The sequence below is a fragment of the Acinetobacter sp. V89_4 genome (genome assembly GCF_029967875.1).
Classification (GTDB): Bacteria; Pseudomonadota; Gammaproteobacteria; order Pseudomonadales; family Moraxellaceae; genus Acinetobacter; species Acinetobacter oleivorans.
Map to the genome: position 1 here is coordinate 49420 of NZ_JASCAI010000030.1, position 14871 is coordinate 64290.

Below are 14871 nucleotides of genomic sequence, written 5' to 3' on the forward strand. Positions count from 1 at the left end.
CCCACTAAAAAGCCAGCATTGAAAATCAAAGCTGGCTTTTTTAAGTGAATCAGATAAGTTTAGCTAATCTCGGTACGAATATTATTCACCATGTGTAAAAGACGCGGTGCAATATCTTCTTCGAGTTTTTCACGGTTCATAATAAAACTTGGACCGCCACAGTTAAATACCAGTAAACCATGTTGTTCATGGATGAGTGGTACTGCAACTGAATTTACATCTTTATGCCATTCACCGATTGAAAAACAGTATCCAAAATCTTGGTAGTCTTTAAAGGCTTTGTCTAGATCACGATTAATTTTGATCCAGTCTTCTTTGTGCTTGCTACGAATGGCATCAAGTAAAAACTCTCGTTCATCTTCAGGCATCGCGGCTAAACACGCACGTCCCATCGAACTTAAATGAATCGGTAAATAGGTTCCAACTTGACGGCGCATAGTCATATTGCCTTTACCCTGTACCACATCAAGATAAATCATATTCAGTCGATCACGTGTTGCCATTGCAACAGCAGCGCCCGCATAGTCTGCCAAATTTTTCATATATGGATGAGCAATAGAGCGAATCGACACGTTAGACAGCATGGAATAACCAAATGCAAGAACACCCACTGAAAGCTGGAATTTGCTTGAGTTAGGTACTTGTTTGATATAGCCCAAACGCGACAAGGTATGTGTAAGGCGAGTAATGGTTGGTTTTGGCAAACCTGTCATCTGAGCAAGCTCTTGGTTGCCCAAATGCTGATGCTTCGGCGTAAAACAACGTAATAGCTCTAAACCACGTGCTAATGCAGTAATAAATTGGCGATCATTTTCATCCTGCATGTCTTCAATCGGATGTAATAATTCATGCCTTAATGGCGCTAATAATTTTTCTGTCGGTTCTGCATCAACTGCATCGTTCATTGTCATACCAATCCATATTTTGTTTCGCACTGCGAAAATTATAATCTATTTTTTCTATAAATAGCAAAAGAGCAAACATCCGAGTCTGCATCTAAAAGATAACTTCATTTAACTCATTAAAGCGAAAGATTAAATATTTTATTTTCTGATTTTAAATATAATTTTAACCTTCCGCTTTTAAGCCACTTATCCAATTACACCCTTTTCTTTAAGCTCAGCTAGTTTTTCCGAAGAAACCACTCGACCTAAAACCGCCTGCGTATGTTCACCCAACAACGGAGGAGCTGTTTTGTATTCAACTGGCGTTCTAGAAAGTTTGATTGGTGACCCAATTACCTTCAATTTTTCACGTTGAGGATGGTTCATCTCGACTAACATTTCTCGGGCAATGACTTGCGGCTCTTGAAAAGCTTGTTCCAAGTTATTAATCACACCTACCGGAACTTTAGCTGCATAGATTGCATCTACCCATTCATCAGCCGTTTTAGTTAAAAAGTGTGTTTGTAAAATTCCGATAATTTCATCACGATGCTTGATTCGGTCCGCATTTCGGGCAAAACGCGCATCATTTGGTAAATCGGGTAAACCTATACTTCGACAGAGTTGAATAAACTGAGTGTCATTTCCACATGCAATAATAAAATCACGGTCAGAAGCTTTGAACACTTGATAAGGCACAATATTGGCATGTGCATTGCCATAACGTTTAGGGATATTACCCGATGAAAGATAGTTCATTCCCTGATTTGCCATTGTGGCAATTTGAACATCAAGCAAAGCCATATCAATGTATTGGCCTAAACCCGTCACATGGCGGTTGAGTAAAGCAGCCTGTATGGCAATCGTAGAATAAAGACCCGTGGCTAAATCGGAAAATGCAACGCCTACTTTTTGTGGTCCACCGCCGGGCAAATCATCACGCTCACCAGTGACCGACATGAGTCCGCCCATACCCTGAATAATAAAGTCATAACCAGGCTCTTCTGCTCTTGGGCCATTTTGACCAAAACCTGTAATTGAGCAATAAACCAGTTTAGGGTTAATCTCAGATAAAGACTCATAGTCCAAACCGTACTTTTTCAAAGAACCCGCTTTGTAGTTTTCAATCACGACATCGGTGTTTTGAATGAGGGCTTTAATCAATTCTTGGCCATCAGGACTGGCAATATCAATGGCTACCGATAGTTTATTGCGGTTGGTGGACTGATAATAAGCAGCTTCTTGAGTGTCTTGGCCTGAGTCATCTTTCATCCAAGGTGGCCCCCAAGAACGGGTGTCATCACCGACTTTCGGTCGTTCAATCTTGATTACTTCTGCACCCAAATCGGCAAGAATCTGTCCACACCAAGGCCCAGCCAATACCCGACTTAAGTCAAGTACCCGAATTCCATTTAAAGCACCCATCTTCATCCCACTATATTTTGTGACTTATTTCCTATAAGAAAACTTATCCATTTAAAATTTCGCATAGCGATATATATTTTTAATATACACAGCTCTTTTGAAAAATCAAACTATAATTTTCCACTAAAAATAATGATTTTTTATAAGAAAATATAGCTTAAATAAATCAATAAATTAGCCAAACATAAATCAACAACAAAGTATCGCATTGCGAAATTAGTTTTCAAAATATATTGTTTTGCGTTCATCCTTTGATTACTATCGCTTCAAATATTGGTGATTTTACGAACATCACATTGATGTTTTCTGCATGTAGTAAAAGGACGAGACTATGATTCGAGATCAGGAAACCTTAGATCAACTTGTTGATATGATTCGACAAATTGTTGAAGGTGTATTAATTCCTCATGAGAATGAAGTCGCTGAAACGGATGAAATTCCACAAGATATTGTTGAGCAAATGAAAGCTCTCGGTTTATTTGGTTTAACCATTCCTGAAGAGTACGAAGGTCTTGGACTGACAATGGAAGAAGAGGTCTATGTGGCTTTTGAATTAGGTCGTACCTCTCCTGCTTTTCGCTCTCTCATTGGAACCAATAATGGCATTGGCTCAAGTGGCCTGATTATTGATGGTACTGAGACACAAAAATCATTTTTCTTGCCGCGTTTAGCACGTGGTGAAGTGATTAGTTCTTTTTGCTTAACCGAACCGGACGCGGGTTCTGACGCTGCTTCTTTAAAAACCAGCGCTATAAAAGATGGTGACTTTTATATTTTAAATGGCACCAAACGCTTTATTACTAATGCTCCTCACGCTGGTGTATTTACAGTCATGGCACGTACAAACCCTGATATTAAAGGCGCTGGTGGCATTTCTGCTTTTATTGTCGATAGCCAAACTCCGGGCATTTTTCTTGGCAAACTCGATAAAAAAATGGGACAAAAAGGTGCCCATACCTGTGATGTGATTTTTGAAAATTGTCGCATTCCAGCCTCAGCGCTCATTGGTGGTGTTGAAGGTGTTGGTTTTAAAACGGCCATGAAAGTACTCGATAAAGGCCGTTTGCATATAGCTGCCTTGAGCGTCGGTGCAGCAACCCGAATGCTAGATGATTCTTTAAATTACGCCATCGAACGCAAGCAATTTGGACAACCAATTGCTGAATTCCAACTCATTCAAGCCATGCTTGCTGACTCAAAAGCCGAAATTTATGCCGCTAAATGTATGGTCTTAGACGCTGCACGCCTACGTGATGCAGGACAAAACGTTAGCACTGAAGCCTCATGCGCAAAAATGTTTGCAACCGAAATGTGTGGCCGTGTCGCTGATCGCTGCGTACAAATTCACGGCGGTGCGGGCTATATCAGTGAATATGCGATTGAACGTTTTTATCGAGATGTCCGGTTGTTCCGTCTCTATGAAGGCACGACCCAAATTCAACAAATGATTATTGCCCGAAACATGATTCGCGCTGCGTCTTAATCAAATTTTAAGCACTTCAAAACGACTTGAAGTGCTTTCAATCAAATGTAGGTAATGGATTATGGCTACAAATTACAAAGAAGGTTTTTCTCGTATACAACCTCATACGTGGAAAATAGCATTTATTTTTGCATTTCTAGCACTATTGGTAGATGGAGCAGATTTGATGCTGCTGTCTTATAGCTTAAATAGTATTAAGGCAGATTTTGGATTAAGTTCAGTACAAGCAGGTATGCTTGGCAGTTTTACACTGGCGGGTATGGCTGTTGGTGGAATTTTTGGGGGATGGGCGTGCGATAAATTTGGTCGCGTCCGCATTGTTGTTATTTCTATTTTAATTTTCTCACTCCTCACCTGTGGCTTAGGTTTTACTCAAAGCTTTCTCCAATTTGGTATTTTAAGATTTTTTGCATCTCTTGGTTTGGGTTCACTTTATATTGCCTGCAATACCCTCATGGCCGAATATGTACCAACACGTTTCCGCACCACTGTACTAGGCACGCTACAAGCGGGCTGGACCGTAGGCTATATTGTTGCGACTTTGCTTGCAGGTTGGATTATTCCTGATCATGGCTGGCGCATGCTGTTTTATATTGCGATTATTCCCGTCATTATTGCTATTCTCATGCATATTTTAGTACCCGAACCAGAAGCATGGCAAAAGTCTCGACTTGAACAACCTATTTTGGCTCAAAACGCATCGAAAACTTCGGCATTTAAGCTTATTTTCCAAGATAAACGAAACCGCAATATGTTTATCTTATGGGCTTTAACAGCAGGCTTTTTACAGTTTGGCTACTATGGCGTAAATAACTGGATGCCGTCATACCTTGAAAGTGAACTCGGTATGAAGTTTAAAGAAATGACTGCCTATATGGTAGGTACATATACCGCCATGATTTTAGGTAAAGTTCTTGCGGGCATGATGGCTGATAAATTAGGACGTCGTTTTACCTATGCTTTTGGTGCAATCGGTACTGCTATTTTCCTACCTCTAATTGTTTTTTATAACTCACCAAGCAACATTCTATATTTATTGGTCACCTTTGGTTTCCTATACGGCATCCCTTATGGCGTAAATGCAACCTATATGACCGAAAGCTTTGCAACTGCCATTCGCGGTACAGCCATTGGTGGAGCTTATAATGTCGGACGTTTAGGCGCTGCGTTAGCCCCTGCAACGATTGGATTCTTAGCCTCTGGCGGGTCTATTGGTTTAGGTTTTGTCGTCATGGGTGCAGCTTATCTGATTTGTGGTGTGATACCAGCCCTATTTATTAAAGAAAAATTATATGACCCTCAAAAGTCATAAAAAGATCTATCACATAGGTCATAGGCCTATATGGTTGATGGTGCTAACCATTTAAACAAGTGTTTTAGATGGTTAGCAGGAAATAAGGAATCTACTCGTTTAAGTTACTTCTTATTTCCATATATGTAGAGTTTATCTACTCTTCATTTTAATTTTTTAGGTAAGCTTAGCTCCCAAGGGAGCTAAGCTTAAAAATATATTGGCCTAGACTTGGTTTAAGGTCGTTCCCCTTGCCCTAAGCGGCGTTCAATATCATCTAAAACATTTGGCAAGTCAGCGACACTATCAATCACATAGTGAGCGCCCGACGCATTCATTTTTTGGTATGCCTTATCTTTTAGAATGATCTGCTCATCAGCCGATAATGCACTCCACTCTTCAAAGCTTAAACCGACTTCGTTACCACTAATTGCAAGCCCGACTGTCCAGCATCCAGCATTTAAACCTTCATCGATACCCACCACGGTATCATCTACTTTGACAACAGTTTTGATATCAGATACGTCGAGTTGAATTAAGTTTTTCCATAACATTTCAGGATATGGACGACCAAATTTCACATCACTTGCCGTAACAATACAGTCTGGATGGTAGCCTTGATCGGCAGCATCTCTAATCAATCGCCCAATCATCATTGATGCATAGCCCGTGTTACTACCAATTTTTGCGCCACGCTTTTTAATATTTTCAAAAGTCGCCAATGCACCCGGAATTAAAGCCGAACATGTTGGAATCGAATCTAATTGATACGGAATAAAGTCTTTATATAAACGGTCAATATCCGCTTCAGTTGCAGCTTGCCCATAAACTTCATGCCATGCAGCTGCCACACGTGGCATTTTTAAAACAGCAGCAATATGGTCACGTTTTTCTAAACCCATTGGGGCACGCGCTTCTTCAACCGTAATTTCAATTTTATTGTCTTTAAATAAAGCCATAAAAGCTAAAATTGGTGCACGTGAGCCAAAATCTACAGTTGTGCCAGCCCAGTCAAAAACAACAGCCTGAATTTGTGTATTGTTGGTTGTCATGATGTGTTCCCTTTAATTTAATAAAAATTATGCTGTTACAGCTTGATTTAGATGGCTTTTGCAGTAACTCGCAATCGCAGTAAGAAGTCCTTCAATGTCTTGAATATAAACTTCGCCAATATTGCCAATACGGAAACAGTTAAGATCTGTGACTTTGCCCGGATAAATCACATAGCCTGATTTTTTTAGCGTTTCATAAAATGACTGAAAGCTAAATGTTTCAGCTGTCGGGTAAAGGAATGTGGTGATAATTGGTGATTGTGGACACTGCTCCCCGAGTACCAACTCAAAACCCAGTTGTTGCATACCTTTAGATAAGGTTTGTTGGTTTTGTAAATAACGTTGATAACGTGCAGCAACTCCACCTTCGACTTCAAGCTCAAGCAATGCTTGATAAAATGCACGTACCACATGGGTTGGAGAGGTAAAACGCCATTTACCGTTATGCTGCTCCATTGTGTTCCACTGATCATACAAATCGAGGCTGACCGAACGTGCCAAGCCTTTACATGCTTCTAGGCAATCACGCTTTGCCAAAATGAAACCAAAGCCCGGAACACCTTGAATACATTTATTTGCACTTGAAATCAGGAAATCAATTTCAAGCTCAGCAATATCCATTGGCACACCACCAAATGAACTCATGGCATCCACAATCCAGATTTTTCCTGCTGCTTTCACCAAACGGCCAATGTCTTGAATCGGGTTTAAAATTCCTGTGGTGGTTTCACAATGCACACAGGCAACGTGACTAATGGTTTTATCTTGTAAAACACGCTCAATCTCTTGTAAATCTGGTGTCTGGGTTTCTAAATAATTCAGCTCTACAACTTCAATATTTAGGCAGCGTGCCATTTGCACCATACGTGCACCGTATGCGCCATTATTAATAATCAAGATTTTGCCATCACGCGGAATAGCTGACCCAAGCACAGACTCCACAGCAAAACTTCCACTGCCTTGCATTAGCACAGCCGTATATTTTTCAGGTTGGCTGGTTGCCAAGTTGACGAGACGAGAGCGGATATCTTGTACAAGCGAATTATATTCTTGGTCCCAAGTACACCAGTCTTTTTGCATGGCACGGCGTACTGTCGCCGATGTTGATAACGGACCTGGCGTTAGAAGCAAATATTTGTTCTCTAAGTCCATATCGAGTTGTGGTTGCATGTTCATAATGTTGCTCATCTTGTTCGCGTTAATTTCAATATACATCAATCTGGTTTAAACCAGATGACAAACTAATAAATATTTTGTGTTAAAACTTCTTTCATAAATCCGGCCCCTGTGGTCATGCCTTTACCGGCAATCGCACTCACCAGAAAGATGTTTTTCTCAGCTTCAGTGACGCATGCCAAATCATGTTCATGAGTCAAGTAATAACCATTCCAACGTTTTTGAATTGGAGGTAAATTCAGCCCTAGTTTTTCGTGGCAGTAAGCTTGAATAAATTCATTAATCTCTTCACGCTGCTCAAACTGAGGCGCTTCATTAATCGGATGGTATTCGTGACTATCGCCCACGATCAGTTCACCAAATTCGTTTTGTTTAATCAGAATATGAATACCGAATTCTTTAATGAAACCTAGTTGTGACGCTTTAACCAACTCAGTATGACTTGGGCAAATTTCAAAAGCCGGATAACGTGAGATAGATAAGCCTGAATAAAGAGAAGCATTTAATTTTTGATGAAATGGTTGAGTCAGGGCCATTTGTAAGCCACAACGTTTCAAGTTCAAACTTTGTAAGAGATCTGGATATAAAACATCGATCACTTCACCGTGACAGATCAAAACTTTATTTGCCCGATATGCCTCACCATTTGCCAAACTAACCCGACAACTTTCCTGCTGATATTGAGTTTGAACAACACAAGCATTGGTATAAATTTCTACACCTTTTCTTTCAGCATATGCCAGTAGTTGCTGCCCAATCACATGTGGTTCGACCGAATAATCTTCTTCAAAAACCAAACCACCTTGAAACTGCTGCTCGGGGTTCAAATAGGAAAATTGGGTGACCAGCTCATCATGGCTTCGTAAATGAACTGGAATTTGGTAATTATTTGCACGCTCGGCAAACTCATTTAAAACCTGCCATTCAAGTGCAGTGTTTGCCAGATATACACCTTGTCTTTGCTCAAATGAAATATTGGTTTCAGCTTGAATACGTTGGTAAAAAGAACGCGTTTCAAGCGCGTACTTTCGCCACTGTTGCTCTGGATGGGTTAATGTCGATGTCCCGACCATGCCAAAATTACGGCGAGTCGCCCCCACTGGCTTAGAATTTTTCTCGAATATACAAACTTTTAAGCCTTGCTCTTGTGCCTGTATGGCAGCAGACAAACCTAAAATACCGGCACCGACAACAATTAAATCAAACTGTGTGTTATTCATAAGACTTCCAATTTGCGAAATTTAGGATGAACAAACCCTTGCCTTGTTGAACAAAGCATTTCGTTTCAATCGGTTAAATAAAAATTGTGTTTAGCTAAAACTTAGTGAGCGCTTTCGCGCCATTGCTGACTTCTTGCCATAATTTTTCTGGTAAATAACCAGTGAATGAGTTTTACAACACATGAGGTTGTCAAAATGAGAATGCTCATCGCAACAGCAGCAACCGTGTCTCCCGCATCATCCATATTCAAAACAGCCACCGCAGCTAAACTTGTGTCTGGTGAATAGAGGAAAATGGCAGCCGACACAGTGGTCATGGCATTCACAAAAATATAGACCGACACATCGCATAGCGCTGGAAAACACATTGGCAAATATACTTTCCAAAAGGTTTTCCACTTCGATGTTCCTAAAGTTTGTGCTGCTTGGTCGAGCTGTAGCGGAATTTGTGTAATGGCATTGCTTAAAGTGAGGTGTGGCACAGTGTAATAATGCACGATGGTTGAAATCACCAAAATGGTCATGGTTCCATACAACACATTTAACGGGTTGCTTTGCTGGTTAAAAAACAAAATATAAGCAATACCCAAGACCAAACCCGGCACAGCGAGTGGCAGTAAAACCAAAGCTTGTACATAGTTTTTAATGACAGGATGTGCCTTAAAACGTTCGGTTAACAGTGCCACCATAAAAATGAGTGCCGTTCCAAAAACTGTACTAAAGAGTGCCATGCGAACCGAGTTGAAGTACGCAGCCCAACCGCCGCCATCGACATATTCAAAACTGTAATGTGCCAAGGTCAAAGACAAATCATAAGGCCAAGACTGAATAAATGAAGCCAACACAGCCGTTAAAATAATCAGTAAAATCGAGCCTGAAACCAAACCACAAAATAAGCTCAGAACGACTTCAAGTTTTTTATTCGGTGCAGAGACATAAGGTTTAGCCTGAAAAGCTTGAAAACGTGTATGACGTTTGCTTTGTATACGATCAAAAATGAACACAAAAACTGCTGGTAGCAATAACAAGATGGAAATCACCGCACCCATGCTCATGTTTTGCTGACCAATAATCTGTTTATAGACATCAAGCGCCATCATGTTAAATGAACCGCCAATGACTTTTGGAATCCCAAAATCGGTCAGTACATAAATAAAAGCCACTAAACTTGCGCTGATGAGTCCATAGCGAATTGCAGGTAGCGTGACATGGTAATGGGTCTTCCAGATATTTTTGCCGAGCGACAAAGATGCTTCAATTAAACGCTGATCGACGCTGCGAAAAGACACCATCATCAACATCAAAATTGCTGGAAATAGCCAAAAACAGTAACTGATTAAAATACCGATTGGGCCATAAATTTGTATATCGGCCAGTAAAGGTTTTAATACACCTTGCTTACCAAACAAGTAAACCAGTGCCAAAGAGGGCAAAAGTGACGGCGCTAAAATGGGTAAAAAAGCGACCACTTTAAAGAAGCCTTTGCCTTTCATATTGACGTTGGTAAGTGCAAAAGCATAAATACTGGCAAGCAACACTGTAATGACAGTGGCAGCACAAGCAACCCACACCGAGTTAAATACAGAGCTGAGTAAAGCTGGACTTGCAAAATAATTATAGAAGTTTTCAAGGCCAACAAACTGCTGATTTTCATCAAAAAATGCAGTTTCAAACAGCATCATTAAAGGAGCGATAATCGCTAAAGTCAAAGCAATTGCGACGCTAGCCAAAGCAATATTTGATCTTAATGAATAGTCAGTTTTCCGACGCGGCTGTGTTTTTAAAACCGCTGAAGCAGCTTCATTTAACATAGTGCGTATCCTTGTTCGTCAAAGACATGAATGAGCTGATTAGGCACTTTTATAAACATGAGTTCTTGCAAAGATTTGAACTTGGTATTTTCAATTTCAATTTGCAAAAGGTGTTTTGCCTGCTCAATTCCATCGATATGAATAGTGCAAAACAAACGACGTTTTGCGCCTAAAAATTCAGTGCTTATTACTTTAACTGGCAAATACAACGACTCTTTATCACTACCAAAATCATCAACCAACTCGACTGCTTCGGGTCTAAAACCAATGCTGTAGTTTTCCCCAGCTTTAAGTTTTTGCTGTTCCAAATTTAGAGGAATAAAACCCAAAACCTCGAGCTGATTAACCACAAAACAAGTAGCTGCTAAAAAGTTCATAGTGCCAATAAACTTTGCAACGAATTGGGTTTGTGGCTTGTAGTAAATATTGTGCGGTGTATCAATTTGCTCAATGACGCCATGATTCATCACCACAACACGGTCAGAAATGCTTAATGCTTCTTCTTGATCGTGTGTGACCATAATGGTGGGCAAGTTAAGCTGCGTTTGAATCGAACGAATCTTTTGTCTTAAGTTTAGACGTACCTGAGCATCAAGTGCAGACAAGGGTTCATCGAGCAGTAAAATATCAGGATTCGGTGCAATTGCCCGAGCAAGCGCAACACGTTGCTGCTGCCCACCCGACAATTGGTTTGGATATTTTTTAGCAATATCGGGTAATTCAATCAGTTCTAATAACTGTTGAACCCTTTGACTACGCTGTGCCTTATCCCACTTTTTTTTGTCTAAGCCAAAAGCAATATTTTCTTCGACGTTTAAGTTTGGAAATAACGCATAGTTCTGAAACACAATGCCACAGTGACGTTTTTCAGCACTCAACAACGTAATGTCTGTGCCTTTTTTTATGACTTTTCCATAATCAGGTTTTTCTAGACCTGCAATTATGCGTAGCAATGTGGTTTTACCGCACCCTGAAGGCCCCAAAAAGCTCACGAACTCGCCAGCTTTCAGGTCTAAATTAATATGCGTTAGGGCCTGAAAGTGTTGAAACTTTTTTTGAATATCCACCACTTCTAAAACCGAAGGGCCATGTTCAGGATATTTATAGGTCGTTAAGGTCGACAATAAATGCCCTGCTAACTCACCCTTTTGGTTTTGACCTAGCAGCGATGATTGCAATGACGAAGGTATTTGCATAATGAGGCCCTTATCCAAAAGATCACTTTTCAAAACGCTTTGACCATTCAGCCAAAATACGTTCACGCTGCTCAGCCGCCCAATAAAAATCATTTTTTACTAGCATTTGAGGAAGGTTTTTTGGGAAGTCCATAGTAGTATTTTCAGTGCCTTTATAAGCCACCATTGAAAAGTTATGGGCATAGGCTTCATTTGCCGCTTTGCTTACCGACCAATTTATAAATTTCTGTGCACTACTTAATTTCTTGGTTCCTTTCACAATTGCTGATGCTTCCATTTCCCAGCCTAAACCTTCAGTTGGATAAACTACTTCTAAAGGTGCACCCTCTGCTTTTAATTTAAATGCCGGATAACCGAAAGAAACACCGATTGGAATTTCGCCCTGTGCCGCCATCTTGCAAGGTTTTGAACCAGAGTGAGGATATTGTGAAATGTTTTTATTTAAAGCCTGCATATAGTCCCACGCCTGCTTTTCACCCCAGATCTGCATCCAAGCTGTCACATCCAAATACCCTGTGCCACTTGAAGCTGGGTTTGGCATCACAATCAGGTTTTTATAAATTGGATTGGTTAAATCTTTCCAAGTTTTTGGAATCGGTAATTTACGCTTTTCTAATTCGACTTTATTGACACAAATTGCAGATTCCCATGCATCCATACCAGTCCAAGTCGGTACAGTTTTTTGGCTTATAAATTCTGGTTTTAAATTTTGAATGCCTTCAGGTTTAAAAGGTTCAAGCATGTCTTTCTTTTCCATGACCAGCAAACTGGTTAAAGCCACACCAAAAACCACATCTGCTTGAGGATTCTTCTGCTCTGCTAAAAGTTTAGCGGTGATTACACCAGTTGAATCACGTACCCATTTTACTTTGAGTTCTGGATAGGCTTTGTGTAATTCCTCTTGGTATTGCTTAAGCTGATCGGCTTCCACTGCCGTATAGACTGTAATTTCTTCTGAGTTTTTTGATGTTGCCGATGAACATCCCATTTGAATAGCGACCACTACACCTAAAACTGATGCAGTGCCTAGTTTAATTGTCTGTTGAACGTACTGTTTCATCTGCAAACCATCGAATGCAATTATTTGATGATCGTATTTCAACAGGTTTATATGACAGTTTGATTAATCTGGTTTAAACCAGATTATATTTTTATGCTCGCGCTTCGAAATGCAAATCTAAAACATCGTGTAGCCAATATTCTTGGTCAACATCTGTAATCACGCCTTTTTCATTTCTGTTGCTACGACAAATATATAACCCGAGCGCGCCCACATTGACATGCAGTGCTTTGGCCTGCTGCTCCGATAAAGCTGTTGGATACAGATTAATATCGGCTCTTGTGATATGGCAGTTATATTGATTTGCCATGAGTAAAGTAATCGATTGCTTAAGATCATGAGTTAAAAACTCAGGAAAAAGCTCGGCATTCACACGTAAATGTTCAACCAAAACAGGTCGACCATTAATACAACGACGTCGCCAAACTGAATAAATCGGATGCCCTTTTTCAACTTTTAAATGCTTGGCATCCCAAGAAGTAGCCGTTGTTAGCTCACTCGAAATCACTTCGGTCGAAGGTTCATAGCCTTGTTCAATCACAAACTGGTTAAAGTTTTTTGTCGATTGCGGATGATAAATAATACGAGGAGAACGAACATACCAACCACGGCGGTCCAAGCGATAAATCAAACCATCAGTTTCCAAAGCCAGTAAAGCTTCACGTGCAGCCACTCGAGTGGTTTGGAATTGTTCCGAAAGCACTCTTTCTGATGGAAGTTTTGCGTGGGCTTCTAATACACCAGATTCAATATCATGGGCAATTGCATCGCGGATAGGAATATATTTAGGTATGCGTGCTTGGTCCTGTTCCATACAAACTTAGAATTTATAAATAAAGAAATTAATAGCAATATACTGAAAAAATGTGACAAAAGCTTTTATTAATGCTGATCTTTTAAGCAAAACAATCTCTTAAACTATTTCGTCCCACCCCATTTTTTATATAAAAAAAGGACATTTTCATGCCCTTTTTATTTTTTATCTAGCTTTTAGCTTGCGCGCTTAAAACTATCAATTTGCTTAATCTCATAAGGCAAACCGACATAATTTTCAGCCAATGTTGTTCTACCTGCAATCGAGCCAAGCACATAACTGAGTTCGGCTTGTTTAATCTTATGATCAAACTCACTTTCAGTTTCAAAGCGATGCAATAAATGAGTCATCCACCAAGAAAAACGCTCTGCTTTCCATACACGTTGTAGGCATTTTTCAGAATATTCATCAATACCTTGCTCGGAACCTTCAACATAATATTCAACAAGCGCACTTGATAAATAAGCAATATCGGAAGCCGCGAGGTTTAGGCCTTTTGCTCCTGTCGGTGGCACAATATGCGCAGCATCACCTGCTAAAAATAATTTTCCAAAGCGCATTGGTTCGGTCACAAAGCTTCGTAACGGCGCAATACTTTTTTCAATAGAGGCCCCAGTTACTAGCTTTTCACGGCTTTCGGGATCTAGGCGGTTTTTTAACTCATCCCAAAACTTTTCATCTGACCAATCTTCGACGTGATCTGTTAAAGGGACTTGTAAATAATAACGGCTACGCGTTTCAGAACGCATACTGCATAAAGCAAATCCACGTTCTGACTGTACGTAAATGAGTTCATCGGCTACAGGTGGAACGTCTGCCAACACCCCTAACCAGCCAAACGGATAAACTTTTTCAAAGGTTTTAATTTTATCTTCTGGCACGCTGGCACGGCAGACACCGTGGTAGCCATCACAACCAGCAATAAAGTCACACTGAATTTGAAAGGCTTTACCTTGGTACTCAAACTCAACTTTTGGTGCAGTGTAAAAATCTTTCACTTGTACATTTTGAGCTTCATAAAATGAAGTGAGCTGCTCTGCTTCACGCGCAGTCATTAAATCTTTGGTGACTTCGGTCTGACCATATACGGTCACTTGTTTACCACCCGTGAGTGCGGCTAAATCAACTCGATGCAATTCACCATTGGTTAAGATTTCAATGCCCGAATGTGGTAATCCTTTTTCTTTTAAGTTTTGGTCAACGCCTGCTTGTTTCAGTAAGTCGACCGAAACTTGCTCTAAAATTCCTGCACGAATCCGTGAAGCCACATATTCAGCACTACGTTGCTCAACAATAATATGGTCGATGCCAGCTTTATATAAAAGTTGCCCAAGCAATAACCCTGCTGGTCCAGATCCAATAATTGCAACCTGTGTCTTTAAAATATCCATAACTTCATCCTTGTTTCATCCTGACTTTTAAATTACTGGCTTTAAGTTTTGTGCACTATGTATCCAAG

12 protein-coding genes are annotated in these 14871 nt (G+C 40.3%); 2 read left to right on the forward strand and 10 right to left on the reverse strand.

Annotation, left to right across the window (positions count from 1 at the left end; translation table 11 throughout):
* Positions 1-59: 59 nt before the first annotated feature.
* Together QLG01_RS17655 and QLG01_RS17660 are read right to left on the reverse strand one after the other, a co-directional pair.
* Entirely contained in the window at positions 60-905 is an 846-nt protein-coding gene (locus QLG01_RS17655; protein WP_013198245.1) for an IclR family transcriptional regulator, read from the reverse strand.
* Between the two features lie 186 nt (positions 906-1091).
* The gene (locus QLG01_RS17660; protein ID WP_282497053.1) at positions 1092-2309 is read right to left on the reverse strand and encodes a CaiB/BaiF CoA-transferase family protein; all 1218 of its coding nucleotides are present in this window, start codon (positions 2307-2309) and stop codon (positions 1092-1094) included.
* Between the two features lie 331 nt (positions 2310-2640).
* On the opposite strand from QLG01_RS17660, the gene QLG01_RS17665 reads away from it, so the two are divergent.
* Both QLG01_RS17665 and QLG01_RS17670 read left to right on the forward strand, forming a co-directional pair.
* Complete coding sequence (locus QLG01_RS17665) at positions 2641-3792, forward strand: acyl-CoA dehydrogenase family protein (protein ID WP_282497054.1); 1152 nt, start codon at positions 2641-2643, stop codon at positions 3790-3792.
* A 61-nt stretch (positions 3793-3853) separates the two neighbouring features.
* Positions 3854-5104, forward strand: coding sequence for an MFS transporter (locus tag QLG01_RS17670; protein ID WP_282497055.1), 1251 nt, complete (start codon positions 3854-3856; stop codon positions 5102-5104).
* Between the two features lie 215 nt (positions 5105-5319).
* Here the strand turns inward: QLG01_RS17670 and phnX are convergent, their stop codons facing one another.
* From phnX to pobA, 8 genes are all read right to left on the reverse strand, one after another.
* Positions 5320-6135: a phosphonoacetaldehyde hydrolase gene (phnX, locus tag QLG01_RS17675; protein ID WP_151987715.1), complete on the reverse strand. Its 816-nt coding sequence runs from the start codon at positions 6133-6135 to the stop codon at positions 5320-5322.
* Positions 6136-6162: 27 nt separating this feature from the next.
* Complete coding sequence (gene phnW / locus QLG01_RS17680) at positions 6163-7350, reverse strand: 2-aminoethylphosphonate--pyruvate transaminase (RefSeq protein ID WP_282497056.1); 1188 nt, start codon at positions 7348-7350, stop codon at positions 6163-6165.
* A gap of 26 nt (positions 7351-7376) precedes the next feature.
* Positions 7377-8531 carry a TIGR03364 family FAD-dependent oxidoreductase gene (locus QLG01_RS17685; RefSeq protein ID WP_282497057.1) on the reverse strand — a complete coding sequence of 385 codons (1155 nt, stop codon included), beginning with the start codon at positions 8529-8531 and terminating at the stop codon, positions 7377-7379.
* A gap of 101 nt (positions 8532-8632) precedes the next feature.
* Positions 8633-10342 carry a putative 2-aminoethylphosphonate ABC transporter permease subunit gene (locus tag QLG01_RS17690; protein ID WP_282497058.1) on the reverse strand — a complete coding sequence of 570 codons (1710 nt, stop codon included), beginning with the start codon at positions 10340-10342 and terminating at the stop codon, positions 8633-8635.
* A complete protein-coding gene (locus QLG01_RS17695; protein ID WP_282497059.1) occupies positions 10336-11538 on the reverse strand; it encodes an ATP-binding cassette domain-containing protein in 1203 nt (400 codons plus the stop codon). The genes QLG01_RS17690 and QLG01_RS17695 overlap by 7 nt, the downstream gene beginning before the upstream one ends.
* A gap of 22 nt (positions 11539-11560) precedes the next feature.
* Positions 11561-12598 (reverse strand): putative 2-aminoethylphosphonate ABC transporter substrate-binding protein, encoded by a 1038-nt coding sequence (locus QLG01_RS17700; RefSeq protein WP_282497060.1) that lies wholly within the window; start codon positions 12596-12598, stop codon positions 11561-11563.
* A gap of 91 nt (positions 12599-12689) precedes the next feature.
* Entirely contained in the window at positions 12690-13412 is a 723-nt protein-coding gene (locus tag QLG01_RS17705; RefSeq protein WP_144730912.1) for a UTRA domain-containing protein, read from the reverse strand.
* Positions 13413-13588: 176 nt separating this feature from the next.
* Positions 13589-14803: a 4-hydroxybenzoate 3-monooxygenase gene (pobA, locus tag QLG01_RS17710; protein WP_282497061.1), complete on the reverse strand. Its 1215-nt coding sequence runs from the start codon at positions 14801-14803 to the stop codon at positions 13589-13591.
* Positions 14804-14871: the final 68 nt, after the last annotated feature.